The organism is Hoeflea sp. AS16, assembly GCF_038900095.1.
Lineage (GTDB): Bacteria > Pseudomonadota > Alphaproteobacteria > Rhizobiales > Rhizobiaceae > Hoeflea.
In genome coordinates, this window is the sequence record NZ_JBBMQQ010000004.1 from 438,160 (window position 1) to 462,047 (window position 23,888).

The window sequence follows — 23,888 nt, forward strand, 5'->3', positions numbered from 1 at the left end:
GATGTCAACGCTCTCGCAATTCCATGCTTCTTGCGGGAGCATGGCGCGGAGTATCGAAAATCGGGTAAATATCGCCGCATTGGCAGCGAAAAGCGTAACTGAAGGCTAATATGGCGTTAACGCCAAGCGGTGCCTGTGCAACCGCAGCTGTGCGTCAGGCCTGCTTGTTCTTCGGCGGACGTTCCATCCAGCGGATCACGAACATCGCAGGCACCACCCAGAGTACGCCGGTGAACAGGAAATAAAGCAGGTGCACGTACCAGGCCGATTCCGCCAGCCGGTAAGTGGCGATCGTTGTGGCAACAAGCGCGTAAAGCACCACAAGCGCGACGATGATCACGGTTCCGATGAGTTTCTTGAGGCGGACGGGCATGGGGCAGGCCTTGTGACTGTGTACGTTTCAGCTGGTACAGGAACCGACATAGCGGCTTTGAAACTGAGTGCAAGGAAAAGCAGGTGGCCGGTCAGTGCCGCGACGGCATGCCGCAAAGCCATAACCCTTGCCTTGCACCAAGCTGTGGTGCACATGTCCGCCTTGTTGTTCAAAGGAAGAAATCGGACATGACTGCCAGTATCGCCGCTCCGCAAGTTGAAAACCAGGAGACACCGTCGCCGGATGCAAATCCGGTGATTGCCGAGCAGCAGCGCATCCGGCGCAACCGGACGGCGCAGCGCATCTGGCTCTTCATCGTGCTGGTCGCCATTTTCGCACTGGTGCTGGTCGGCGGCGCCACGCGGCTGACTGATTCCGGCCTGTCGATCACCGAGTGGAAACCGATTCACGGCGTTATTCCGCCGATGAGCGAAGCGGATTGGCAGGAAGAACTCGAACTCTACCGCCAGATCCCCGAGTACCAGCTGATCAACAAGGGCATGAGTCTCGACGAGTTCAAGACCATCTACTGGTGGGAATGGGCGCACCGGCTGCTGGCCCGCGGCGTAGGCGTGCTGTTTGGCGTGCCGTTCCTGTTTTTCCTTGCGACCGGGCGCGTTGAAAAGCGCTTGCGCTGGCCTCTGTTCGGGCTTCTGGTCCTGGGCGGGCTGCAAGGTGCTGTCGGTTGGTGGATGGTCGCCTCCGGTCTTGTCGACCGGGTTGACGTCAGCCAGTACCGGCTGGCAACGCACCTCACGCTTGCCTGCCTGATTTTCGCGGCGATTGTCTGGGTGATGCGCGGGCTGGCCCGTCATTCCGCTGATCCGGTTCCAAGCATCGGGCTGCAGCGCGGGGCAGGGGCTCTGGCAGGACTCGTGCTGGTACAGATCTATCTTGGCGGGCTGGTCGCCGGTCTTGACGCCGGGCTGGCTTCCAGCACCTGGCCGCTGATGAACGGTGCGCTGGTGCCCGAAGGACTTCTGGAAATCACGCCGGCATGGCGCAATTTCTTTGAAAACGAACTCACCGTGCAATTCGTCCACCGACTCGGCGGCTATCTGCTTTTTGCCCTCGCATTGTGGCACATGGTGGCGTCGATCCGGCGCGGCCGGGGTTCCACCCATTGCCGCCGCGCGGTGGTGCTGTTCGGCATGATCACCATTCAGGCGCTGATCGGGATCGTGGTCATCCTCACCCAGGTGCCGGTTGGCTGGGCCTTGCTGCACCAGGGCTGGGCTGTTCTCGTTCTCGGATTTGCCGTCGCCCACTGGCGCGGTTTCCACGGCGCGTACCCTTTCGAGACCGCCGTGGAAGTCAGGACCTGAGCAGGCTCAGGCGCCGATCATCAGATCGAGGTTCTGCACCGCGGCGCCCGAAGCGCCCTTGCCGAGATTGTCGAGCGACGCCACCAGGTTGACCTGGCCCGCACCCTCTGTGCCGCAGACATAGAGCTTCATGCCGTTGGTCCCGACCAGCTCTTCCGGGTCAAGCCGCGCCAGAGCGGCACTCTCCGCCAGCGGCACGACGCTGACAACGCCGCCCTGCGCATAGTGCTTTTCCAGCACAGAGTGGACATCCGCCATCGACGGATTGCCGGTCATCAGGTCGAGATGCAACGGTACATTGACCAGCATGCCCTGGGCGAAACGGCCCACGGCTGGCGTGAAGACCGGCCGCCGCGCAATCCCGGTATGGGCAATGATTTCCGGCACATGCTTGTGCGCCAGCGTCAGCGCATAGGCAAAATAGGCGGCCGTGACCGCATCGTCGTGGCCCGCATCGTCCATCTGCGCGATCAGCTGCTTGCCGCCGCCGGTATAGCCCGACACCGCATTGATGGTGACCGGATAGTCGGCAGGCAGAAGCCCCGCAGCCACCAATGGCGCGATCAGCGCGATGGCGCCGGTCGAATAGCAGCCGGGGTTGGAGACGAACTGTGCGCCTGCAATGCGTGCAGCCTGTCCGGGGGACAGTTCGGCAAAGCCGAAAGTCCAGTCGGGATTGGTCCGGTGCGCGGTCGAGGCGTCGATGAACCGTGTTCCCGCATCTGCCGCCAGCGCCACAGCTTCCCGCGCCGCGTCGTCGGGAAGGCACAGAATGGCGATGTCGGCCTCGCGCAGGAACTTTGTCCGCACATCCGCATCCCGCCGCTGTTCGGCCGGCATCGACATCAGTTCGATATCGGTCCGGTCCTGCAGCCGCGATACGATCTGCAGGCCGGTTGTTCCGTGTTCGCCGTCAATAAAGATCTTGGGAGCCATCGGGCTTCTCCGTTCATGCATATAATTCAGGGACTTGCGCAGCGCTTCGGCGTCAGGCGCGAAGCGGCGTTGAGGGCTTGCGAGACGTTATCGTCGCGAGCGGCGTTCTGCGAGCAGTCCGAGATAATGCATGGCGACAGAGGCTCCGGCTATCGCGGTTATGTCCGCGTGGTCATAGGCTGGAGCAACCTCTACAATATCGGCGCCCCTGATATCAAGCCCCCCGAGTTTCTGCAGTACAGACAGCATCCGGGCGCTGGACGGGCCGCCGGCCACCGGTGTTCCGGTTCCCGGTGCGAAGGCCGGATCGAGGCAGTCGATGTCGAAGGTGATGTAACAGGCCGCATCGCCGACATGGTCGAGAATGGTTCCGGCGATCTGGGCGGCAGACATATCCTCGATCTCGTGGCCGTAGAGGATGCGGATGCCGCAATCCTCCGGTGCATGGGTGCGGATGCCAACCTGGATGGAGCGGGTCGGGTCAATCACCCCGTCACGCACGGCGCGGCCGACAAAGGAGCCGTGGTCGATCCGTTTGCCGTCGTCGAACCAGGTGTCCTGATGTGCGTCGAACTGCACCAGCGCCAACGGACCATGCTTTGCGGCGTGCGATTTCAACAGCGGCCAGGTGACGAAATGATCGCCGCCCATGCTCATCAGGAATGCGCCAGATGCCAGGATCTTGCCTGCCTCGCGCTCGATGGTCGCCGGTGTCTTCTGGTGGTTGCCGTAGTCGAGCAGGCAATCGCCGTAGTCGATCACCGCCATCGCCTCGAACAGGTCACGATCGAACGGGTATTGCGGATCATTGTCCATGATCGCCGATGCCCGCCGGATTGCCTGTGGGCCAAAACGGGCGCCTGGCCGGTTCGACACCGCGGCATCGAACGGAATGCCCCAGACCACCGCGTCCGCTCCCTTGAGCGTTTTGGTGTATTTGCGCCGCATGAACGACAGCGCCCCGGCATAGGTCGGATCGCTTGCCGCCGAGGTCAGCGAACGGGCGGTAAAGGCGTGGTCGATGGATTTGTTGGCCATGGTCGGGTCCCGGACGCGAGTGATCAATGCAGTTCCTGTCTAGTCCATTCAGCCGTCATGATAAAGCCATGCCGAAGCGTCCCGGTTGCCCAAGCCGCCGTCACAATTGACTGGATTTAGGGTTTGAGAAGCTTTGTCGGTTAACGATGGCTGCCCAGTACAGGGAATGGAAGCCAGGAGACGGAAAACAGCAATGAGCGCAGACCGGTCTTCATCCGTCTCGTCGGAGACGCTGTATTCCGTGCAATATCTGCGTGCGGCAGCGGCACTGGCTGTTGTCTATTACCACATTTCAACGCTGTCCCAGCAGACCTGGGGGCTGGATCCCGAACGCATCGACCATGTCGGCGCCGCCGGCGTGGACCTGTTTTTCGTCATGTCCGGATTTGTCATGGCGATGATCGTGGCCCGGCCCGGGACCTTCGACGGCCGCGAATTCTGGATCCGCCGCATCGCGCGGGTGGTCCCGGCCTATTGGGTGATCACGCTGGCGGTCTTCGCGCTGGCCTCGTTCAAGCCCAGCCTGTTCAATTCGACGACGGCAGATATTTTCACGCTGCTGACTTCCCTGTCCTTCGTCGCCCTCGACCACGGCGATGGCAGCACCGGCCCATTGCTGGTGGTCGGCTGGACCTTGAATTACGAGATGTTCTTCTATGCGATCGTGGCGCTGACGGCTGGCCTGTTTGCCGACCGCAAGCTGATCGGGACATCTGTGGTCATCATCTGTCTCGTTGCTGCCGGCGTATGGCTACAGCCGGCCATCCCGACGATGAATTTTTACACCGATCCGATCCTGCTCGAGTTCATCTTCGGCATTCTGGTCTATCGGGCATGGAGCCAGACCGGTCACGGCCGACCCGGGCTGACGAAGCTGGCGGTCTTTGCCACCGGAGCCGTGCTGCTGATCCTGCAATGGGAACGGCCGGTGGGTGATCTCAGGGTGCTGTTCTGGGGCATACCGTCTGCCGCCGTGTTGTATGGCGGGCTCGGCGTTCTCAATTTCCGCAGCACGCTGCTCGCGCGCCTGGGCGACTGGTCCTATGCGCTCTATCTCACCCATGTCTTCGTGATCACTCTCTATATCAAGCACGTCATCTCGGCGGTGACGACGGTGGAGCTGCCTTGGCCTGTGCATTATCTGATCATGACCGTCATCGCGGTTCTGGGCGCTGCGGCCTACTATATGATCATCGAAACACCGCTGTCGCGCTGGACCCTGCGCAAGTTGCGGCGGAAGCCATCGTCTGGAGTTGCGCCAGCCGCGGCGGTCACCGGTCCGGCTGAATAGGCACCCCGCATCGGCAGGGGTCTCGTGGTTCCTGTAGGGCTGCTCCCGTCATAACGCACAAAAAAAGACGGGGCCGAAGCCCCGTCCAGAATGCTTTCCAATGTTGCTCCTGCGAATTAACGCTTGGAGAACTGGAACGACCGGCGGGCCTTGGCCTTGCCGTATTTCTTACGTTCGACAACGCGGCTGTCGCGGGTCAGGAAGCCACCCTTCTTGAGAACCGCGCGCAGGCCCGGCTCATAGTAGGTCAGCGCCTTGGAGATGCCGTGGCGAACAGCACCGGCCTGGCCGGAGAGGCCGCCGCCGGTGACGGTGCAGACGACGTCGAACTGGCCCTGACGGTCAGCGGCGACAACCGGCTGCTGCACAACCATCTGCAGCACGGGACGTGCGAAGTAGGTCACGAAATCACGGCCGTTGACGGTGATCTTGCCGGTGCCGGGCTTGATCCAGACGCGGGCAATCGCGTTCTTGCGCTTGCCGGTTGCGTAGGAACGGCCCAGGTCGTCGACCTTGCGGACGTGAACCGGTGCGGCAGGTTCAGCTTCGGCAGCGTTGACCGATGCGCCGAGCTCCTCAAGCGAATTGAGTTCAGCCATTATCAGGCGCTCCTTTTGTTCTTGGTGTTCAGCGAGGCGACGTCGAGGACGGTCGGCTGCTGGGCTTCATGCGGATGTTCCGCACCGGCGTAAACGCGCAGGTTCTTCATCTGGCGACGGCCGAGGGGCCCACGCGGAACCATGCGCTCGACAGCCTTTTCGATGATCCGCTCGGGAAAGCGACCTTCGAAAATCTGGCGCGCGGTGCGCTCCTTGATGCCGCCGGGATAACCGGTGTGCCAGTAGTACTTCTTGTCGGTGTACTTCTTGCCGGTCAGGACCGCCTTTTCGGCATTGATGATCACGACATTGTCGCCATCGTCAACATGAGGGGTGTAGGTGGCTTTGTGCTTGCCGCGCAGGCGGTTGGCAACAACAGTGGCGAGACGGCCGACGACGAGATCTGTCGCGTCGATAATCACCCACTTCTTTTCCACCTCTGCAGGCTTCTGCGAGAAGGTTTTCATTTAAGTTCTCTCTTCATTCAGGATCCGGAACCGATCAGATCAGCCGCCGGACGTTTCTTGTTGCTTGTGTTGTTTCGGAAGAATGCCGGAAGGCCTTCATCCACACCAACTTTGCGCCGGTGCCCGTAAAGGTGCCAACGCTGCGTGCTTATAGGCGAGCCACATATGAGCGTCAAGCAGACGGTTTCGACGCAAAGCAAAAATAGGTTTTCAAAAACAATCAGTTACGTGTGAGGTATAATAATACCGTACAAATTTCAGCTGGTATGGCTCAGTTTCGCGGTGGAATCGAGTATGTGGCCGTCGCATGCGCCACCAGTTCCCCGCCGGAATCGCGGATGCCAATGTCGGTGACCACCAGACGCTTGCCCAGTTTCAGGATCATCGCGGTGGCGTCCAGCGGGCCGGGTTCGGGCTTCATCAGGAAGTTGATGTTGAGATTGGTGGTGACCGCCAGCGCCACTTTGCCGATATGGGCCAGGATCACCGCGTAAGCTGCAAGGTCGGCAAGCATGAACAGGGTAGGGCCGCTCACCGTTCCGCCGGGACGCAGGTGCTTGTCGTCGGCATGGAGCCGAACACGCGTGGTTCCGGCAGATACCGATTCCACCGAGATATTGTCCCCGTTCGTCCTGATCTGCGGAAAGACCTCGTCGAGATAGGCCGAAACTTCAGGGGCGGACATCACGGGCGTTACCGGTGCGGGCATGGGCGGGTTCCTGTGCGGGAAAGGGAAAGGTGTTGGTGGGCAAGCAATCCTGGCTGGTATCCAGCGACAGCTGTTGTCATGTTGTTGTTTCGCACGCTCCCGCCAGATTCTCTCTGGCAGGCACCGTTGCGGAAATCGAGGGTGTGGTCAACGCCGTCGTGGGGTTTCCGCAGCCTGCTGGCCGCGTTAAATTGCCGGCAAATAGTGAAAAGGGTCCCGACACATGAACGTCATCGAGTTGAAACAGGATGCACCCGCCGGCCTGATCAAGGTCGAAAGACACGGCAATGTGCTCAGGCTGGAGATGAACAATCCGCCGGCCAATGCCCTGTCGATAGCCATGATGGAAGCCCTCAAGGCCGAACTGGATACCGCGCGTGAGGACGCCTCCGTTCGCGTGGTGATCATCGCCTCTGCGACGCCGGGAAAACTGTTTTCCGCCGGCCACGACCTCAAGGAACTGACGGTCCATCGCGCCGACGAGGATCGGGGCAGGGCGTTCTTCGCCCGCACCATGAAGCTCTGCGCTGAACTGATGCAGACCATTGTGCATCTGCCGGTGCCGGTGATCGCAGAGGTTGACGGCCTTGCCACCGCCGCCGGATGCCAGCTTGTCGCCTCCTGCGATCTGGCAATGTGCACCGACACCTCGACCTTCTGCACCCCGGGCGTCAATATCGGGCTGTTCTGCTCGACACCGATGGTGGCGCTCAGCCGCAATGTGCACCGCAAGCAGGCGATGGAAATGCTGCTGACCGGCGAGACCATCGACGCTTCGACCGCCCGTGAATTCGGGCTGATCAACCGGATCATGCCGCGCCAGTACCTCAATCAGGTGGTGATGAAATACGCCGAGGTCATTGCGTCCAAGTCGCCTTTGACCGTGAAGATCGGCAAGGAGGCGTTCTATCGTCAGGCCGAGATGTCGCTTGAGGACGCCTATGAATACACCGCCGGCGTGATGGTGGAAAACATGATGGCCCGCGATGCCCAGGAAGGCATCGGCGCCTTCATCGCCAAGCGCAAGCCGGAATGGACTGGGGAGTAGATCGACCCCGAACTGCCGCAATTCAGCCACCTGTCCGGTCGTTGACGCAACCAATAAAACGCTCTATGTTCGCCTTATGTTCCGTATTGGATCGATGTTGCCAGTGGCGTGAGAAATGGTGACTGGAGGGAGTTCAGATGACATTGCAGCCCCGTATCAGCATGATTACGCTCGGTGTTGCCGATGTCGCTGTATCGACAGCATTCTACCAGAAACTCGGGTTCAAGCGCTCTTCGGCGTCCAATGACAATGTGACCTTCTTCCACATGAGGGGCACCGTGCTTGGTCTGTTCGGGCGCGATGCACTGGCGGCCGACGCAGGTCTTGAGCCCACCAGGCCTCAAGCTTTCGAAGGCACGGCGCTGGCGCACAATCTCGCTTCACGCGATGAGGTCGACAAGGCATGGGCCTTTGCGGTCAAATGTGGCGCCAAGCCGGTGAAGAAACCGCACGAGGTGTTCTGGGGCGGGTATTCGGGCTATTTCGCCGACCCCGACGGTCACCTGTGGGAACTGGCGCACAATCCGTTCATGGACCTGGATGAAGACGGCCACATGACCTTGCCGGAATAGGGGGCAGGGCGCGGCCCCCGGGTTTCAGGCGAAATCAGGTTTCGTCCGCAACTCTGAGGATTCGCCAGCTGGCTGCTATTTCAGGCGCAACAGCGGGCGGAAGTTGAGCAGGCCGTCCTCGTCATCGCCGGCATGGGGATCACAGCGGATCACCCGGCATGAATTGGTGTCGCGTGCGGGCACCCTGGCCCAGACCCCGACTGACGGGCTTTCGCACAGAAGCGACGAGCTGACGTACCGGTCATAGATCGGCAATCCCCGCTTCGAGGTGTATCTCAGGATCGCCGCGCCCTCGCGTATCAGCGTCCCGCGGATGGTGCTGCAATCGTTTTTCATGGTTTCGATGCGGCTGATTGCATTTGCCGGACCGGTGGTCGCGGCCAGTGCCGCCGCAAAAACCACTGCTGCCGGCAACACCATCCGGATGGGCTTGAATGTCTCTGTCATGGGAGCTCCCTGGGTCCATTGGCATCGAGAATACAGACAATTGTGGCGCAGATCAGGAGGAAGACAAGATCTTTGGCGCTTGACGTCACCCCCGGCCATTGCCACATCTGGGAGATTATTGTTCCGGAAGTCCGCCAATGAACCACGACAATTACGACAACGCCTACATTTCCGGCATCCTGCAGTCGGTCAAGACCATCGCCGTGGTCGGTGCGTCGGCCAATGAGGTTCGTCCGTCCTTCTTCGTGATGAGATACCTGCTCGGCAAGGGCTACGATGTCATTCCGGTCAATCCCGGGCAGGCGGGCAAGCCCATTCTCGGGCAGATGACCTATGCGCGGCTTGCCGACATTCCCGTCGCCATCGACATGGTCGACATCTTTCGCGCCTCGGACGCGGTGCCCGGCATTGTCGAGGAAGCACTGGCGCTCGATCCTTTGCCCAAGGTCATCTGGATGCAGCTGACTGTTCGCCATGACGAAGCCGCCGCCCGCGCCGAAGCCGCCGGCATCAAGGTGGTGATGAACCGCTGCCCGAAGATCGAATATGCCCGCCTGTCCGGCGAAATCGGCTGGAACGGTGTCAACTCGGGTGTTTTGTCATCGCGCAAACCGGTAATGCGCACGGGGTTTCAAAGCTACGGCCTCAGGACTGAGCCGGAGGACGGGAAGTCCTGACACGGTCGGCTCTCCCTGGGTCGCTGAAATGATGATATTTGAAATTGTCGCATTGGGCTTGCCGTTGATTGCGGTGATCTTGAGTTTTTATGCCCAAAGCAGAGTGTCCGTATTCATGCTCAGGTGGTGTGGCGGCTATTTCCTCGTTTCCATGTCCATATCCTTGTTCTTGGATTTTGATTGCGAATTCAGCGACTTCGCTTTCCAAAGATGCCGTTTCACACCGGATGTCATCGCTGATGTCCTGACGGTTCCCCATCTTATCAATCTGATGTTGCTGGTGAGTGCAGGGCCGGTTCTGGTGTTGGTGGCGCTTGGCTTTGAACTGCACAAGCGCTCTGCCAGAAGCCATGCAGGCAACCGGCAACGCTGACGATTTGTATGGCGTCGCGCGATAAGCTTTGACACAGTTTCGTTTCATTGCTTTGCAGGATGTCTGTTTTAGGCTTGCTGCCGTCGCAAGTGACGGGAAGGCAGGCCGGGGTTTGGGGTTGCCGTCATCATGCGTTTCATTGGATTTATCCGTACCACCGCGTTTCTCGTGGCCCTGTGCGTGTCACTGGCAACAACAGCTGTCAGCATGGGGATCTGGGCGGTTTCACTCACGGCGCAGGTGACCACGATGACGGCCAGCGCTGCCGCAGCCGCCATTGCCAATCGAAAGGCCATCGCCGCAGCCGTGCTCAGAACCAAGGCCAAGGCCAGGTTGCGCCGGGCCCTTGTGGTTCTTCCTGTCGCCGGCATAGCCGCGGCCATTGCCTTCGAACGCCAGGATTACCTCGAATGGAAGCAAGACAATCCGGACGGCGATCTCGAAGCCTATGGCTGCGAGGTGAGCGCGGTATCTGCCGAAGTTGTCGATGATGTGCTGCAGGATCTGCCGGATCAGGTCCGCCCATCGCGCGACTGGTTGTTGTCGCAATTGCCTGATTGCGCTGCTGCGGACGCATCGCTTTAGGGCACGAGCGCCGGGCTTCCGGGACACCAATGGTGCGCACCATGCATCGCCGGGCACTCAGACTGTCCCCTTGGCGCAATTCGCAGAAAAGTATTCCGGTCATGGCCCCTGGATTGCGCCATATCCAACGCTTGCCCCGGATCTTGCGCAAAATTCTTCTTTGACCGTGACGCGGACATGCGGGATAACCACCTCGACGCCAATTCAGGGCACAAGGGGAGAGGTCCATGTCGAACAATCAACCAGGTTTTGATACGCTTGCCATTCATGCGGGGGCCCAGCCGGACCCGGCAACGGGCGCGCGCACCACGCCGATCTACCAGACCACCGCGTTCGTCTTTGATGACGCCGATCATGCCGCAGCGCTGTTCGGGCTGAAAGCCTTCGGCAACATCTACACCCGCATCATGAACCCGACCCAGGCCGTGCTCGAAGAGCGGGTTGCAGCGCTCGAAGGCGGCACCGCCGCGCTCGCCGTTGCCTCCGGCCACGCCGCACAGCTGATCGTGTTCCACACCATCATGAGCCCGGGCGACAACTTTGTCGCCGCCAACCAGCTCTATGGCGGTTCGATCAACCAGTTCGGCAAATCCTTCAAGTCGTTTGACTGGCACGTTCGCTGGGCAAATCCGGCGGATATGGCCAGCATTGAAAGCCAGATCGACGAGCGCACCAAGGCGATTTACGTTGAAAGCCTGGCCAACCCCGGCGGCACTTTCGTCGACATCAATGCGATCGCCGAAGTGGCGCACAAGCACGGATTGCCGCTGATCGTCGACAACACCATGGCCACGCCCTACCTGATCAAGCCGATCGACCATGGCGCCGACATCGTTCTGCATTCGCTGACCAAGTTCATCGGTGGTCACGGCAATTCCATGGGCGGGATCATTGTCGATGGCGGATCCTTTGACTGGTCGAAATCGGGCAAGTATCCGATCCTGTCGGAGCCGCGGTCGGAATATGGCAACATCGTTCTGCACGAAACCTTCGGCAACTTCGCCTTTGCCATTGCCTGCCGGGTGATCGGCCTGCGCGACCTCGGTGCGGCGATCTCGCCGTTCAACGCCTTCATGATCCTGACCGGCGCCGAAACCCTGCCGCTGCGCATGCAGCGCCATTGCGACAACGCCCAGGCTGTTGCCGAATGGCTCAGCAAGCACGACAAGGTGTCTTGGGTGCACTATGCAGGCCTGCCGGATCACGAGAACCACGCCCTGCAGCAGCGTTACGCGCCCAAGGGCGCAGGCGCGGTCTTCACCTTCGGCCTCAAGGGCGGCTATGAATCCGGCGTCAAGTTTGTCGAAGGCCTGGAGATGTTCTCGCACCTGGCCAATATCGGCGACACCCGCTCGCTGGTCATCCACCCGGCTTCGACCACCCACGCCCAGCTGACAGCTGAGCAGCAGACCGCAGCCGGCGCTGGACCGGACGTGGTGCGGCTGTCGATCGGCATCGAAGACGTCAAGGACATCATCGCCGATCTCGATCAGGCACTCGCCAAGGCCTGAGGCCTCGATAGCAGCATTGAAATCAACGGCCCGGCCGAAACAGCCGGGCCGTTTGATCTGTAACAAGGCAATTGCCCGTCAATGGAGCTAGACTTCACCTGAACTTGAATGGTGGAGGCCCCATGTCCCATATCACTCTGAAATCCCTGATACTTGCAGCGGCCACAGGTTTGGCGATGATGCCATTTGCCCACGCCCAGTCGGCCAATCCTGCCTGGCTCGATCAGCTGTCGGAACAGCTCGCCACCGAGAAGGCCTGTGCAGTCGACTATTTTCTCAACATCAAGGAAGGCAAACTGGCCGGGCGGCTGACATTTGAAGCCCGCGCCCAATGTGCCGATGGACGCCAGTTTGACGCTTCGCTGACCGAACAGGCGGACACGTTCACTATCAGCGAATGTGACACTCAGGTCTGTTGAATACGCTGGCTCAACCCTCGTGTGAGCCTTGCATGTCTGCTGAGAGCCACGCCATCCGGTCGCCGAACCACAGTTTGAACACCGATGACAACATGGCGCCGGCGAAAGCTGCCCAGGGGTCGAGCACCCAGAGGCCGTAGGCAAGCGGGATGACCGAAACGCCCGACAGCACGCTCAGGATCATGGCCGCTTTCGCATGCTGCGCGGGGATCGGGGTGGCCTTGCGAGCAAGCCAGTAGCGTTCACCCAGAACAACCTGCGACGCCCAGTTGCCCAGTCCGGCCGGTGGCGGAAAGGCGCGCGGATTGACCAGCGTCCACACAATCACCAGACCGATGGGGACAAGACACCACCAGCCGATCCAGACGCGGCTCCACACGGCAAGCGCGAACAGCACCAGGATTGGCACCCGCGTCCAGAAACTCCACGGATTCGCATGGCGCGCCCAGGTGGCGTCGTCCATCATCATCGAGCTTTCAATTGCTTTGTCTATTCGCATTGGTGCATCCTGCCTCAATTCTTGCATGGACGGCGGCTTCCGGTTCAATTCATTTTAGGTGCGTTATCATGACCAAGGCAAACCTCATCCCGGTCACTCCGTCTGTCGAGCCGGAAATCTCGAGACCGGAACCGGAGAAGGTGATTTCAGGCGATCCGGTTCATACCACCTGGAACCTTGAGGAACGCGACGGCCTCTACTGCGGTATCTGGCAATCGACGCCCGGCACATGGCGGATCTCCTACGACGAATGGGAATATTGCCGCATTTTGCAAGGCGTTTCGGTGATTTCCGAGGATGGCGGCGAAACCGTTACCGTCAAAACCGGCGACAGCTTCATCCTCAGGCCCGGCTTCAAGGGAAGTTGGGAAGTGATTGAAACGACTCGCAAAGATTACGTTATAAAAAACTAATGTATTGCGTGCGAAAACGGCTTTAAGTTAGTAATCGCTAATGTTTATTGATGTCTGAGTATTACCGCAGCCTTTAGCTGACAACCAGACTCTCAAGTCCATGGAAATGGAAGCTGTCGCGGTAACGCGGGGGGATCTCGAACGTCAGGTCCGGTAGGCGCTCGAACAGCACGGCAAGCGATTCCTGCAATTCCAGCCGGGCCAGCGGCGCGCCGATGCAAAAATGCAGGCCAGCTCCGAAACTGACATTCTTCTGGTCAGTGCGGCCCGGGCGGAATTCGTCCGGTGCGTCAAAGGCGGACGGATCGCGATTGGCTGCCCCAAGCAGCAGCGCCACCTGTTCTCCCGGTTTCAGCGTCACCGGGCCAAGGTCGATTTCCTCGTAGGCGTAGCGGGTGAACATGTGCAGCGGCGCATCGAAGCGCAGCGTCTCCTCGATGCTGGCCGCCGCCAACTCCGGCGTGGCAAGGAACCTGCGCGGATCGCCGCCTTGCTCGAGGATTGTCTTCACCGCGTTGCCGGTCTGGTGCACGGTTGCCTCGTGTCCCGCGTTGAGCAGCAGCACGCAAGTCGAGATCAGCTCGTCATCGCTGAGCTTTTCGCCGGTGTCGCGCACCGCGATCAGCGCCGAAAGCAGATCGTCGGCGCCATTGTGCCGGTGCTCTTCGATATGCGCTGTTAAAAACGCACCGAATTCCGCCGAGGCGCGATTGGCGCGCAGCTCTGTCTCGTGCGATCGCTGCGGCACATACATCTCGCACATGGCATGCGACCAGGACAGCAGGTCATTGCCCCGGTCCACCGGAACGCCGAGCAACTCGCAGATCACCGTCAGCGGGATCGGCGTGGCGAACGACGGCAACAGATCGAAAGGCTGACCGGCGGGCAGGGCGTCGATCAGTTCGTTGGCAAGCGCCCTGATCCGTGGCCGCAGCCGCTCCACCGAACGGGAGACAAAGGCGCGGTTGACCAGCGTTCTCAGCCGAGTGTGCGCCGGCGGTTCACGCTCGAGCAGCGAACCACTCTCGATCCGGTCGAAATCATGCAGATGCTCACGGCTCTCGACGTGGTTCAGCGGTGCGCCCCAGCGGTTCTCCCGGCCAAGCCGCCGGTCGCGCAGCAAGGCGTTGACCTGGTCATAGCCCGCCACGCACCACATGCCGTAGTCGCGCCAGTAGAAAACCGGGGAGGTGCGGTGCATGTCGGCATAAAAGCCGTAGGGATCCTGGACGAAACCGGGATCTCTCGGGTCTTGCGAAACGGAAAGCGCGTGTATGGTCATGAACGAGGCTTTAGCGCGGAATCGGACCCGGCAAAATCCCTTGTTCCCATCAGAGGCGGTTTTTGCGGGTCAAATTCAGGTATTTTTCTCCCCGCCCACGTCGGATGTTTTCGGAAAGGAAGACGGCCACGTCCCCGAGCGAAATTTGCACACGCGATCACATCATCATTGAATGCCGCGGCCTGCCGGATCCGCATTCACTGTGCCGTGAAATCATGACGCTTGCTGTTGAAATCGATCGCGAAAGCCGGGTCGGCATTCACAATGCCGAGCGCTACTGTTGACACCCGGTTCGCGCGGCAACTCCACCGCGCGTGATGATGACGACATGGTGTCGCCGGACGCCAGCCATGCGGCTGCAGCTTGTCAGCGACAGCGGCGTTTGCCCGAAACCTGCACCCAGCCCGCAGAGGCTGGACGGACTTCTACCGTGCGCGCCACCGTCTTGATCACCGGCGGCACGTGCCGTGCAATGGTGCGTTCCGGCTGAACCAGAACGGTGCGGGTGCGGTGCGCGTAACGCGCCGGAATCCGCTCGTGCACGGTGCGCGCGGGCTGCACCACGACGGTTTGCGCCCGCGTGGCATATTGTGCCGGATGCACCACCTTGCACAGCGTCTTGACGCCGTGGACGTGACGCCATTCCCAGCCAACCGATTTTGGCCGGACCATGACGGTCTGGTGCACTGTCCTGGTTACGGCCGGAATGTGCCGTGCGACCACCCGTTCAGGCGCGACAAGCACCTTCTCGGTAACCTGGCTGTAGCGGGCAGGGATGGTTTCGTGGACAACGCCGCCGGGTCTGACGACCACCTGTTCGTGAACGGTCCTGTAGACCGCTGGCTGATGAACCTGCTGGTAGCAGGCCAGTGTTTTGCCGCCGGCGGCTGCCGGTGAGGCGACGGACAGGGCCAGAATGGCGGCGGCAATGCCGCGGCGGAAAGGCAAGAACTCAATCATGATACACGCTCCCTTGTCGCGGCAGCGGCATTCTTTGGGCCGTCTCCGCGACTTGAGAAAAGAGTGTGACTCACTCTGTGGCGCAAGGAAAGCAAAACATTGACGTTTGCCGCCTCGGCCACATGCCGGGACGAATCGGCCGCGGCACAAACTGCGGTTCACTGCGCTGCCGAGAGGATCACCGGCGCCATCGATACGACCAGCAACAGCGCCATGGCGATGTTGAAAACCACGATCCGGTGGCCTTGTTCGAGGGTGGACCGCAAGGCCTTTCCCGATATCGCCCAAAGGCTTATCGACGGAATGTTGACCAGCGCAAACAACCCCACCAGTACTGCCAGGCTGGCAACCGGCCGTTGCGGATCGACATAGGACCCGGTCACGATGATCGCCACCGTCCAGGCCTTGGGGTTGACCAGTTGCAGCATTGCCGCCTGGACAAAGGTGAATGGGTGGCCGATTTTCTGTTCGCCATCCGGACCGAGCGAACGGCTGCGACCGATCTTGACCGCCAGCCATACCACGTAGATCCCGCAGGCGATCCTGATGATCTCGCCAAGCACGGGATGGTCCTTGAGCAGCTGCCCCAGTCCCAGCCCCACCATCAGCACCATTGCCAGAAACCCGAGACTTATCCCGAAGATCAGCGGCAACGAGCGGCCGAAGCCGAAATTGACGCCCGAAGCGAGCAACAGAAAATTGCCCGGTCCCGGCGACGCAGACATGACGAAGGCGAAGCCCGCAAGGGCGAAGGCGGTTTCGATCGGCAAGGCATTGAACTCCCGGCAAGCGATATGGATTACAGGGATTTCTAGACCGGCTGGTTGCGCATATCACTGCTCAGTATGCCCGATTAGTTTGCAGGTCGTCCCAAAACTTGCTTGATATGCGCGTATGGATGTTCTCACGGAAGTCTTTGCGGCACTTCGTCTGGAAGCCGGCCTCTATTTCAGCACCTGTTTTCGGGGCGATTTCGCCGTCCGTCTGGCGGCCGAGCAGCGCCGCATCAGGTTTCATCTCGTTCTTGAAGGTGCCTGTGTCGTCACGGTTCCAGGAGAGCGGCAAGTCTCTGTGGCTCAGGGGGAACTGGTCTTGATCCCGGACGGAGCACCACAAACTCTCTCGTCCGGCGAGGATGTAAGCCAGGCTCTTGATCTTGACGAGGTGCTGTCGCGTGCACCGCCGCTTGACGGTGTTCTGGAGTTTGGCGAACAGGGGCCGTCATGCCGGATCCTGTGCGGGTTTCTGCGTTTCGACGAGGCGATCGACCATCCGGTCTTGAAAAACCTGCCGGCGGTTATAGCGCTGCCGCATTCGGATTGTGAAATGCCCGCCGGGGCAATCGCCGCCCTGGATCTGCTGCGTGCCGAGACCCGTGAACAGGCTCCGGGACAGGCGGCAATTGTGCTCCGGGCAGTTGAAATCCTATTGATGCAGGTTGCCCGTCAACGTCTTGCCGGTCGCGCTGATGAAGGTTTTGCAGCCGCGCTGGCCGATCCCAGGCTTGGAAAGGCCTTGAGCGTGATCCATGCCCAGCCGGCCAGGCAATGGACCCTGGACACACTAGCCGGGCATGCCGGCATGTCGCGTTCGCGCTTCGCCCAGAAGTTCATGCAACGGGTCGGCCTCACTCCGGTTGCCTACCTGACCCAGTGGCGGATGATCCGGGCGCGGCAGTTGCTGACCGAACCCGGTCTGGATATGGCCGAAATCGCCGAACAGTGTGGCTACCGGTCTGTCCCCGCATTCGGCAGGCGTTTCACACAGGTCTTCGGGGTCGGGCCGGGCCAATGGCGCAGAAGCCACCGGGCGATGAGCTGAATTGTCGCCTAAATACCGACAAATTCAAAACCGTAACTTCACTTTAACGTCAGTGGTGAACAAGAGATCTCAGCCGTTTCGCCGCCTTGCGTCTTGAAGCGGCGGGGGGGCACACTCTATGTAGTGGGTTCAATAGGACTGATTCTGGGCAGGCTTGCCGTCTGCCGGGCCGTTTGACAAGGGAAGCGCAATGAAAAATACAATTGATAACGCCATGGCCCTGGTGCCCATGGTCGTTGAGCAGACAAACCGCGGCGAACGGTCATACGACATCTATTCGCGGCTCCTCAAGGAGCGCATCATCTTCATCACCGGCCCGGTTGAAGATCACATGGCGACGCTTGTCTGCGCCCAGCTTCTGTTTCTCGAAGCCGAGAACCCGAAGAAGGAAATCGCCATCTACATCAATTCGCCCGGTGGCGTAGTCACGGCCGGCATGGCGATCTACGACACCATGCAGTTCATCCGGCCTGCGGTCTCCACGCTCTGCGTCGGCCAGGCGGCCTCGATGGGTTCGCTGCTGCTGGCTGCCGGCGAGAAGGGCATGCGGTTTGCAACGCCGAACGCCCGCATCATGGTGCACCAGCCTTCAGGCGGGTTCCAGGGCCAGGCATCCGACATCGAACGCCACGCGCAGGACATCATCAAGATGAAGCGCAGGCTCAACGATATCTATGTCACCCACACCGGCCAGGATTACGAAACAGTCGAGAAGACTTTGGATCGTGATCACTTCATGACGGCCGAAGAGGCGCTTGGTTTTGGTCTGATTGACCGCGTTATTGACAAGCGCGAGTACATCGAGACGGATTCTTAAGAACGGGAACACGGCTTATTGTTTCGAAACAGGCGTCGTTTTCAAGGCCATTGCGCTACTCCTGCAACACGTTTGTGTGTGCTTGGGGTGGCGCAGGAGCCAGAGCGCGCTAATATGGACGTTAAGTCTATGTTCAATTTCTCTGGCGTAGCATCGCCAGATTGACGGGGATTCGTTGCCACCGGCCGCAGGAATGTTTACCTGATGGTCGGGTTTGTACCCCTAGATTGCCTGTATGCATCATCGCCACGGCGGTTTTGCGGTCAGGCGCCATACATCCGGGCATTGATGCCGGGATCGCGGGAAGGAAAGTGAAATGAGCAAGGTCAGCGGCAGCAACGGCGGCGATTCAAAGAATACCCTTTATTGCTCTTTCTGCGGCAAGAGCCAGCATGAAGTGCGCAAACTCATTGCCGGTCCCACAGTGTTCATCTGCGATGAATGCGTGGAGTTGTGCATGGACATCATCCGTGAGGAAAACAAATCCTCGATGGTGAAATCCAGCGATGGTGTGCCGTCCCCGCAGGAAATCATCGCCACACTCGACGAGTATGTGATTGGCCAGCACCAGGCCAAGAAGATCCTGTCGGTGGCGGTTCACAACCATTACAAGCGTCTCAACCACTCCTCCAAGTCGGGGGAAGTTGAACTGGCGAAGTCCAACATCCTGCTCGTCGGCCCCACCGGCTGCGGCAAGACCTATCTGGCCCAGACGCTGGCGCGCATCATCGATGTGCCGTTCACCATGGCCGACGCAACGACACTGACCGAAGCCGGTTATGTCGGTGAGGATGTCGAGAACATCATTCTCAAGCTGCTGCAGTCGGCTGATTACAACGTCGAACGCGCCCAGCGCGGCATTGTCTACATCGATGAGGTCGACAAGATCTCGCGCAAGTCGGACAATCCTTCGATCACCCGCGATGTCTCGGGCGAGGGCGTTCAGCAGGCGCTTCTGAAGATTATGGAAGGCACGGTTGCGTCCGTGCCGCCACAGGGTGGCCGCAAGCATCCGCAGCAGGAATTCCTGCAGGTTGACACGACCAACATCCTGTTTGTCTGCGGTGGCGCATTCGCCGGCCTCGACAAGATCATCTCCGCACGTGGCGAAAAGACCTCGATCGGCTTTGGCGCCAATGTTCGCGCCCAGGACGAACGCCGGGTTGGCGAAGTCCTGCGCGAGCTCGAGCCAGAAGATCTGGTGAAATTCGGTCTCATCCCGGAATTCATCGGTCGTCTGCCGGTTCTTGCCACGCTCGAGGATCTTGACGAGTCCGCGCTGATCCAGATCCTGACCGAGCCGAAGAACGCTCTGGTCAAGCAGTACCAGCGCCTGTTCGAGATGGAAGATGTGGAACTCACATTCCACGAGAGCGCTCTGCAGGAAATCGCCAAGCGCGGCATCATCCGCGCAACCGGTGCACGTGGACTGCGCTCGATCATGGAGAAGATCCTGCTCGACACCATGTTCGAACTGCCGACACTTGAAGGTGTGCGCGAGGTCGTCATTTCCGACGATGTCGTCACCGGCAATGCGCGTCCGCTCTACATCTACGCGGAGCGGGACGGCGAGACCAAGGATTCAGCGTCCGCCTGAGTGGCCTGACGCCGGACACATCCAGATCTGTTTGAGCGGGCCTTTCGGGGCCCGTTTTCGTTTCCGGCCTCCCTGTAATCGGCTGACTTGTTGTCTGCCGGCGAAATGCTGCATAGATTGTACGGCGGGCAGAGGAACGGATGGGGAGGGCTGGTGTGATTGTCGGACGCTTGGCCCGTGCCTGCCGGGGCGCCCTGATCGTCGCCATCACGCTGGGCCTTGTGCCGGTTGGTCCATTGCTGGCCGCGGAGCGCGCAGCAGTCTCGGCCGGCATTGCCGAGAAGTCTCTAGGGCAGGACCAGACCCGGCGCCTGATCAGTCTTGCCCGGCCCCGCTTGAAGGACGCTGCCGGCTGGGCCCGGGACATTCTCTGGGCCTTGCAGTTTTCCGGCCTGTCCCGCAGTGCCGAGAACGTCTGCGCGCTGATTGCCACAATCGATCAGGAATCCAATTTCAAGGCCAACCCGCCGGTGGAGGGGCTGGGACGGCGCGCCATCGCTGCCCTGAAGGCAAAACTTGAGGGAACCGGGCTGAATGCGCTGGTGCTGCGAACCCTGTTTGCCGCTGATCCGTCGATCAAGCGGCGCCTGTTTGAACGGCTTCGGGCGGCCCGGACGGAACGCGACATCGATGTCGCCTACCGGAAGCTGATCGGGGAAACTCTCACCATCCAGTCCATCATCGAACTCGACCGCGACTACGGATTGGGGGCGGCGGAATTCCTTGAAGCCCGCAACGAGATCACGACCATCGGATCGATGCAGGTGTCCGTGGCCTCGGCCCTGGAATTCGAGCGCCGCTATCTTGGCCGGCCGCTCTATTTCGAGGATATCTATCGTGTGCGGGACTATCTCTACACCCGCCGCGGCGGCATTCTGGCCGGAACCCGGCAGCTTCTGGCCTACCGGAGCGGGTATACGAGGAAGGTGCACCGGTTCGCCGATTACAATGCCGGCCGTCACTCGAGCCGCAATGCCGCGTTTCAGTGGGTTGTCTCCCGCCTGGACGGCAAGGACCTCGCTCTTGACGGCGATCTCCTGATCTACAAGGGGCAAAAGGCTTCGGCCGCGATAAGCCGGACGGAGCAGGCAATCATGCGGGTTGCGAAAGCAAGCGGGCTTGATCTCGATGCGCGCCAGGTCCGGCGGGATCTTCTACTCGAAAAGGACTTCGGCTTCACCGGAACCCTGAGCTACACGCGGCTGACTGCACTTTACAAAACCACTTATGGCGAAGACCCGCCGTTTGCGCGCATCCCGGAGATCACGCTGGAAAGCGTGAAACTGGACCGCCCCTTGACCACCGCGTGGTTTGCCAGGCGGGTTGACGGCCGTTACAGGCGTTGCCTAAGCCGGCATGCGCAGTGATGTTTTTCGCCCCGCTCCAGCTTCCCGCCACTTTCGATGTCTAATATTGTCGCGAATCGGTAATGAAACAATTTGCCGTTGATGATCTGACTTGAAACCGGGGCGCCGGTTCTCCAATTAGACTGGAAAGGGGTTTACCCCTACAAGGACGCAAATGGCGGTTGCTGGATGAACCGGGACCGCGTGCAGCGTTGCCAATCGGTCTGAACAGACCACGAAAGGAAACAAAATGCCGGATAAAAATGTGAGCCCATCACACGCCCCCGAAGAGGCAGGTATCTATCCCGTTCTTCCGTTGCGCGATATCGTTGTCTTCCCACACATGATCGTGCCGCTGTTTGTCGGTCGCGAAAAGTCGATCCGTGCGCTTGAGGAAGTGATGGGATCGGACAAGCAGATCATGCTTGCCACCCAGATCAATGCCAGCGACGACGATCCCGAACCTGCGGGCATCTATCAAATCGGCACCATTGCCAATGTGTTGCAGCTGCTGAAGCTCCCCGACGGGACCGTGAAGGTTCTCGTCGAAGGACGCGCGCGCGCCGAGATCGAAGAGTACACCGACCGCGAAGACTATTATGAAGCTCGCGCCGTCGAGCTCGCCGAGCCCGAGGAAGACCCGGTCGAGATCGAGGCCCTGTCGCGCTCCGTGGTTTCCGAGTTCGAAAACTACGTCAAGCTCAACAAGAAAATTTCGCCCGAAGTGGTCGGCGCGGCCAGCCAGATCGACGACTATTCCAAGCTCGCCGATACGGTTGCCTCGCATCTGTCGATCAAGATCCCCGAGAAGCAGGACATGCTTTCGACCGTCTCGGTCAAGGGCCGGCTGGAAAAGTCGCTCGGCTTCATGGAAGGCGAGATTTCCGTGCTGCAGGTGGAAAAGCGCATCCGTTCCCGCGTCAAGCGGCAGATGGAGAAGACCCAGCGCGAATATTACCTCAACGAGCAGATGAAGGCGATCCAGAAGGAGCTCGGCGACGGCGAGGACGGCCGCGACGAGATGGCCGAAATGGAAGCCCGCATAGCCAAGACCAAGCTGTCCAAGGAAGCCCGCGAGAAGGCGGACGCCGAGTTCAAGAAGCTCAAGCAGATGAGCCCGATGTCGGCCGAAGCCACCGTCGTGCGCAACTACCTCGACTGGTTGCTTGGTCTGCCCTGGGGCAAGAAATCCCGCGTCAAGATTGACCTCAATGCCGCCGAGAAGGTGCTCGACGAGGATCACTTCGGCCTTGAAAAAGTCAAGGAGCGGATCATCGAGTATCTTGCCGTGCAGGCGCGGTCGTCCAAGATCAAGGGCCCGATCCTCTGCCTCGTCGGACCTCCCGGCGTCGGCAAGACCTCGCTCGCCAAGTCGATTGCCAAGGCGACCGGCCGTGAATATGTGCGTATGGCGCTTGGCGGCGTCCGTGACGAGGCCGAAATCCGCGGTCACCGGCGTACCTATATCGGGTCGATGCCCGGCAAGGTCGTCCAGTCGATGAAAAAGGCCAAGAAGACCAACCCGCTTTTCCTTCTCGACGAGATCGACAAGATGGGTCAGGATTTCCGTGGCGATCCGTCGTCGGCACTGCTTGAGGTGCTCGATCCGGAACAGAACTCGACCTTCATGGACCACTATCTCGAGGTTGAGTACGACCTGTCCAACGTGATGTTCATCACCACGGCCAACACGCTCAACATTCCGGCTCCGCTGATGGACCGGATGGAGGTTATTCGCATCGCCGGGTATACCGAGGATGAGAAACTACAGATTGCCCGCCGGCACCTTCTGCCCAAGGCTGTGCGCGATCATGCGCTCAAGCCCGAGGAGTTCGAGGTCACCGACGAGGCGCTGCTGCAGATCGTCCGCACCTACACCCGCGAAGCCGGTGTGCGTAACTTCGAGCGTGAGCTGATGAAGCTGTCGCGCAAGGCTGTGACCGAGATCCTCAAGACCGGGGTCAAGAAGGTCAGCGTGACCGCCGAAAACCTGTCCGACTATCTCGGTGTGCCGCGCTTCCGCTATGGCGAAGCCGAGTTTGACGATCAGGTTGGCGTTGTAACCGGGCTTGCCTGGACCGAAGTGGGCGGCGAACTGCTGACCATCGAAGGTGTGATGATGCCCGGCAAGGGCAAGATGACCGTGACCGGCAACTTGCGCGACGTGATGAAGGAATCGATTTCTGCGGCGGCATCCTATGTCCGTTCGCGGGCCGTCGATTTCGGCATCGAGCCGCCCTTGTTCGACAAGCGTGACATCCACGTTCACGTCCCCGAAGGCGCCACGCCGAAGGACGGTCCCTCGGCCGGCGTCGGCATGGCGACCGCGATCGTCTCGACCATGACCGGTATTCCGGTGCGCCGTGATGTTGCCATGACCGGCGAGATCACGCTGCGCGGACGGGTGCTGCCGATCGGCGGTCTCAAGGAAAAGTTGCTCGCGGCCCTGCGCGGCGGCATCAAGACCGTGATGATCCCGGAAGACAATGCCAAGGATCTCCCCGAGATCCCCGACAATGTCAAAAACGGTCTCGAGATCATTCCGGTTGCCAAAATGAGCGATGTCCTGCGCCATGCGCTGGTCAGAATGCCGGAACCGATCACATGGGATCCCGACGCAAAGACGGAAACCCCGATCGCGGCAGATGCCGGTGAAGACGGTGGAGCCACCATCGCCCACTAGGCTGTTGCCAGCATTCGATAAAGCCTTTCGGGCGGGAGAATCTCCCGCCCGTTTTTGTATCTTCAGACGCCGCATAGGACTGGAATCACGGGCAGGATGT

26 protein-coding genes are annotated in these 23,888 nt (G+C 60.2%); 15 read left to right on the top strand and 11 right to left on the bottom strand.

Annotated elements, in window-relative coordinates; translation table 11 throughout:
- Positions 1 to 154: 154 nt before the first annotated feature.
- Entirely contained in the window at positions 155 to 373 is a 219-nt protein-coding gene (locus WNY80_RS13530; protein WP_342887901.1) for a DUF2842 domain-containing protein, read from the bottom strand.
- A 188-nt stretch (positions 374 to 561) separates the two neighbouring features.
- On the opposite strand from WNY80_RS13530, the gene WNY80_RS13535 reads away from it, so the two are divergent.
- Positions 562 to 1,698, top strand: coding sequence for a COX15/CtaA family protein (locus WNY80_RS13535; RefSeq protein WP_342887902.1), 1,137 nt, complete (start codon positions 562 to 564; stop codon positions 1,696 to 1,698).
- A gap of 6 nt (positions 1,699 to 1,704) precedes the next feature.
- Here the strand turns inward: WNY80_RS13535 and argC are convergent, their stop codons facing one another.
- Positions 1,705 to 2,634: an N-acetyl-gamma-glutamyl-phosphate reductase gene (gene argC, locus WNY80_RS13540; protein ID WP_342887903.1), complete on the bottom strand. Its 930-nt coding sequence runs from the start codon at positions 2,632 to 2,634 to the stop codon at positions 1,705 to 1,707.
- 87 nt (positions 2,635 to 2,721) lie between these two features.
- Positions 2,722 to 3,672, bottom strand: a complete 951-nt coding sequence (gene speB / locus WNY80_RS13545; RefSeq protein WP_342887904.1) for an agmatinase — start codon at positions 3,670 to 3,672, stop codon at positions 2,722 to 2,724.
- A gap of 193 nt (positions 3,673 to 3,865) precedes the next feature.
- On the opposite strand from speB, the gene WNY80_RS13550 reads away from it, so the two are divergent.
- Positions 3,866 to 4,963 (top strand): acyltransferase, encoded by a 1,098-nt coding sequence (locus tag WNY80_RS13550; RefSeq protein ID WP_342887905.1) that lies wholly within the window; start codon positions 3,866 to 3,868, stop codon positions 4,961 to 4,963.
- 116 nt (positions 4,964 to 5,079) lie between these two features.
- Here WNY80_RS13550 and rpsI read toward each other — a convergent pair whose 3' ends face one another.
- The 3 genes from rpsI to WNY80_RS13565 all read right to left on the bottom strand — a co-directional run bounded on the left by rpsI (position 5,080) and on the right by WNY80_RS13565 (position 6,738).
- Positions 5,080 to 5,562, bottom strand: coding sequence for a 30S ribosomal protein S9 (gene rpsI, locus WNY80_RS13555; RefSeq protein WP_342887906.1), 483 nt, complete (start codon positions 5,560 to 5,562; stop codon positions 5,080 to 5,082).
- A 2-nt stretch (positions 5,563 to 5,564) separates the two neighbouring features.
- Positions 5,565 to 6,029, bottom strand: coding sequence for a 50S ribosomal protein L13 (gene rplM, locus WNY80_RS13560; protein WP_342887907.1), 465 nt, complete (start codon positions 6,027 to 6,029; stop codon positions 5,565 to 5,567).
- Between the two features lie 271 nt (positions 6,030 to 6,300).
- Complete coding sequence (locus WNY80_RS13565; RefSeq protein ID WP_342887908.1) at positions 6,301 to 6,738, bottom strand: PaaI family thioesterase; 438 nt, start codon at positions 6,736 to 6,738, stop codon at positions 6,301 to 6,303.
- Between the two features lie 223 nt (positions 6,739 to 6,961).
- Between WNY80_RS13565 and WNY80_RS13570 the strand changes: the two genes are divergently transcribed.
- Both WNY80_RS13570 and WNY80_RS13575 read left to right on the top strand, forming a co-directional pair.
- Entirely contained in the window at positions 6,962 to 7,786 is an 825-nt protein-coding gene (locus tag WNY80_RS13570) for an enoyl-CoA hydratase (protein ID WP_342887909.1), read from the top strand.
- 137 nt (positions 7,787 to 7,923) lie between these two features.
- On the top strand, positions 7,924 to 8,358 hold the full coding sequence (locus WNY80_RS13575; RefSeq protein ID WP_342887910.1) for a VOC family protein: 435 nt from the start codon (positions 7,924 to 7,926) through the stop codon (positions 8,356 to 8,358).
- A gap of 75 nt (positions 8,359 to 8,433) precedes the next feature.
- On the opposite strand, the gene WNY80_RS13580 is transcribed toward WNY80_RS13575, so the two are convergent.
- A complete protein-coding gene (locus WNY80_RS13580; protein WP_342887911.1) occupies positions 8,434 to 8,805 on the bottom strand; it encodes a hypothetical protein in 372 nt (123 codons plus the stop codon).
- Between the two features lie 137 nt (positions 8,806 to 8,942).
- Here WNY80_RS13580 and WNY80_RS13585 point away from each other — a divergent pair, with 137 nt between their 5' ends.
- The 5 genes from WNY80_RS13585 (at position 8,943) to WNY80_RS13605 (ending at position 12,370) form a co-directional block, all read left to right on the top strand.
- Positions 8,943 to 9,482, top strand: a complete 540-nt coding sequence (locus tag WNY80_RS13585; RefSeq protein WP_342887912.1) for a CoA-binding protein — start codon at positions 8,943 to 8,945, stop codon at positions 9,480 to 9,482.
- 28 nt (positions 9,483 to 9,510) lie between these two features.
- A complete protein-coding gene (locus WNY80_RS13590) occupies positions 9,511 to 9,855 on the top strand; it encodes a hypothetical protein (protein WP_342887913.1) in 345 nt (114 codons plus the stop codon).
- Positions 9,856 to 9,984: 129 nt separating this feature from the next.
- The gene (locus tag WNY80_RS13595; protein ID WP_342887914.1) at positions 9,985 to 10,440 is read left to right on the top strand and encodes a hypothetical protein; all 456 of its coding nucleotides are present in this window, start codon (positions 9,985 to 9,987) and stop codon (positions 10,438 to 10,440) included.
- Positions 10,441 to 10,667: 227 nt separating this feature from the next.
- Positions 10,668 to 11,951 carry an O-acetylhomoserine aminocarboxypropyltransferase gene (locus WNY80_RS13600; protein WP_342887915.1) on the top strand — a complete coding sequence of 428 codons (1,284 nt, stop codon included), beginning with the start codon at positions 10,668 to 10,670 and terminating at the stop codon, positions 11,949 to 11,951.
- A gap of 122 nt (positions 11,952 to 12,073) precedes the next feature.
- Positions 12,074 to 12,370, top strand: coding sequence for a hypothetical protein (locus tag WNY80_RS13605; protein WP_342887916.1), 297 nt, complete (start codon positions 12,074 to 12,076; stop codon positions 12,368 to 12,370).
- A 10-nt stretch (positions 12,371 to 12,380) separates the two neighbouring features.
- On the opposite strand, the gene WNY80_RS13610 is transcribed toward WNY80_RS13605, so the two are convergent.
- Positions 12,381 to 12,869, bottom strand: coding sequence for a DUF6653 family protein (locus WNY80_RS13610; protein ID WP_342887917.1), 489 nt, complete (start codon positions 12,867 to 12,869; stop codon positions 12,381 to 12,383).
- Between the two features lie 68 nt (positions 12,870 to 12,937).
- Here WNY80_RS13610 and WNY80_RS13615 point away from each other — a divergent pair, with 68 nt between their 5' ends.
- Positions 12,938 to 13,282: a cupin domain-containing protein gene (locus WNY80_RS13615; RefSeq protein WP_342887918.1), complete on the top strand. Its 345-nt coding sequence runs from the start codon at positions 12,938 to 12,940 to the stop codon at positions 13,280 to 13,282.
- Between the two features lie 73 nt (positions 13,283 to 13,355).
- Here the strand turns inward: WNY80_RS13615 and WNY80_RS13620 are convergent, their stop codons facing one another.
- The 3 genes from WNY80_RS13620 to WNY80_RS13630 all read right to left on the bottom strand — a co-directional run bounded on the left by WNY80_RS13620 (position 13,356) and on the right by WNY80_RS13630 (position 16,294).
- Complete coding sequence (locus tag WNY80_RS13620; RefSeq protein WP_342887919.1) at positions 13,356 to 14,564, bottom strand: cytochrome P450; 1,209 nt, start codon at positions 14,562 to 14,564, stop codon at positions 13,356 to 13,358.
- A 366-nt stretch (positions 14,565 to 14,930) separates the two neighbouring features.
- Positions 14,931 to 15,524 (bottom strand): hypothetical protein, encoded by a 594-nt coding sequence (locus WNY80_RS13625; protein WP_342887920.1) that lies wholly within the window; start codon positions 15,522 to 15,524, stop codon positions 14,931 to 14,933.
- Positions 15,525 to 15,682: 158 nt separating this feature from the next.
- Positions 15,683 to 16,294: a LysE family translocator gene (locus tag WNY80_RS13630; protein ID WP_342887921.1), complete on the bottom strand. Its 612-nt coding sequence runs from the start codon at positions 16,292 to 16,294 to the stop codon at positions 15,683 to 15,685.
- 124 nt (positions 16,295 to 16,418) lie between these two features.
- Here WNY80_RS13630 and WNY80_RS13635 point away from each other — a divergent pair, with 124 nt between their 5' ends.
- From WNY80_RS13635 to lon, 5 genes are all read left to right on the top strand, one after another.
- Positions 16,419 to 17,345, top strand: coding sequence for an AraC family transcriptional regulator (locus WNY80_RS13635; RefSeq protein ID WP_342887922.1), 927 nt, complete (start codon positions 16,419 to 16,421; stop codon positions 17,343 to 17,345).
- A 190-nt stretch (positions 17,346 to 17,535) separates the two neighbouring features.
- Complete coding sequence (gene clpP / locus WNY80_RS13640; protein ID WP_342887923.1) at positions 17,536 to 18,162, top strand: ATP-dependent Clp endopeptidase proteolytic subunit ClpP; 627 nt, start codon at positions 17,536 to 17,538, stop codon at positions 18,160 to 18,162.
- Positions 18,163 to 18,478: 316 nt separating this feature from the next.
- Positions 18,479 to 19,759, top strand: a complete 1,281-nt coding sequence (gene clpX, locus WNY80_RS13645; protein ID WP_342887924.1) for an ATP-dependent Clp protease ATP-binding subunit ClpX — start codon at positions 18,479 to 18,481, stop codon at positions 19,757 to 19,759.
- 155 nt (positions 19,760 to 19,914) lie between these two features.
- On the top strand, positions 19,915 to 21,126 hold the full coding sequence (locus WNY80_RS13650; RefSeq protein WP_342887925.1) for a DUF1615 family protein: 1,212 nt from the start codon (positions 19,915 to 19,917) through the stop codon (positions 21,124 to 21,126).
- A gap of 229 nt (positions 21,127 to 21,355) precedes the next feature.
- Positions 21,356 to 23,788, top strand: a complete 2,433-nt coding sequence (gene lon, locus WNY80_RS13655; protein ID WP_342887926.1) for an endopeptidase La — start codon at positions 21,356 to 21,358, stop codon at positions 23,786 to 23,788.
- Positions 23,789 to 23,888 lie beyond the last annotated feature (100 nt).

Coding starts and splice junctions, on each gene's coding strand:
- WNY80_RS13535 (WP_342887902.1), top strand. CDS start 562: ATGACTGCCAGTATCGCCGCTCCGCAAGTTGAAAACCAGGAGACACCG.
- clpP (WP_342887923.1), top strand. CDS start 17,536: ATGAAAAATACAATTGATAACGCCATGGCCCTGGTGCCCATGGTCGTT.
- WNY80_RS13595 (WP_342887914.1), top strand. CDS start 9,985: ATGCGTTTCATTGGATTTATCCGTACCACCGCGTTTCTCGTGGCCCTG.
- WNY80_RS13605 (WP_342887916.1), top strand. CDS start 12,074: ATGTCCCATATCACTCTGAAATCCCTGATACTTGCAGCGGCCACAGGT.
- lon (WP_342887926.1), top strand. CDS start 21,356: ATGCCGGATAAAAATGTGAGCCCATCACACGCCCCCGAAGAGGCAGGT.
- WNY80_RS13625 (WP_342887920.1), bottom strand. CDS start 15,524: ATGATTGAGTTCTTGCCTTTCCGCCGCGGCATTGCCGCCGCCATTCTG.
- clpX (WP_342887924.1), top strand. CDS start 18,479: ATGAGCAAGGTCAGCGGCAGCAACGGCGGCGATTCAAAGAATACCCTT.
- speB (WP_342887904.1), bottom strand. CDS start 3,672: ATGGCCAACAAATCCATCGACCACGCCTTTACCGCCCGTTCGCTGACC.
- WNY80_RS13635 (WP_342887922.1), top strand. CDS start 16,419: ATGGATGTTCTCACGGAAGTCTTTGCGGCACTTCGTCTGGAAGCCGGC.
- WNY80_RS13570 (WP_342887909.1), top strand. CDS start 6,962: ATGAACGTCATCGAGTTGAAACAGGATGCACCCGCCGGCCTGATCAAG.
- WNY80_RS13530 (WP_342887901.1), bottom strand. CDS start 373: ATGCCCGTCCGCCTCAAGAAACTCATCGGAACCGTGATCATCGTCGCG.
- argC (WP_342887903.1), bottom strand. CDS start 2,634: ATGGCTCCCAAGATCTTTATTGACGGCGAACACGGAACAACCGGCCTG.
- WNY80_RS13620 (WP_342887919.1), bottom strand. CDS start 14,564: ATGACCATACACGCGCTTTCCGTTTCGCAAGACCCGAGAGATCCCGGT.
- WNY80_RS13590 (WP_342887913.1), top strand. CDS start 9,511: ATGATGATATTTGAAATTGTCGCATTGGGCTTGCCGTTGATTGCGGTG.
- WNY80_RS13550 (WP_342887905.1), top strand. CDS start 3,866: ATGAGCGCAGACCGGTCTTCATCCGTCTCGTCGGAGACGCTGTATTCC.
- WNY80_RS13600 (WP_342887915.1), top strand. CDS start 10,668: ATGTCGAACAATCAACCAGGTTTTGATACGCTTGCCATTCATGCGGGG.
- WNY80_RS13565 (WP_342887908.1), bottom strand. CDS start 6,738: ATGCCCGCACCGGTAACGCCCGTGATGTCCGCCCCTGAAGTTTCGGCC.
- WNY80_RS13580 (WP_342887911.1), bottom strand. CDS start 8,805: ATGACAGAGACATTCAAGCCCATCCGGATGGTGTTGCCGGCAGCAGTG.
- rplM (WP_342887907.1), bottom strand. CDS start 6,029: ATGAAAACCTTCTCGCAGAAGCCTGCAGAGGTGGAAAAGAAGTGGGTG.
- rpsI (WP_342887906.1), bottom strand. CDS start 5,562: ATGGCTGAACTCAATTCGCTTGAGGAGCTCGGCGCATCGGTCAACGCT.
- WNY80_RS13585 (WP_342887912.1), top strand. CDS start 8,943: ATGAACCACGACAATTACGACAACGCCTACATTTCCGGCATCCTGCAG.
- WNY80_RS13615 (WP_342887918.1), top strand. CDS start 12,938: ATGACCAAGGCAAACCTCATCCCGGTCACTCCGTCTGTCGAGCCGGAA.
- WNY80_RS13610 (WP_342887917.1), bottom strand. CDS start 12,869: ATGCGAATAGACAAAGCAATTGAAAGCTCGATGATGATGGACGACGCC.
- WNY80_RS13575 (WP_342887910.1), top strand. CDS start 7,924: ATGACATTGCAGCCCCGTATCAGCATGATTACGCTCGGTGTTGCCGAT.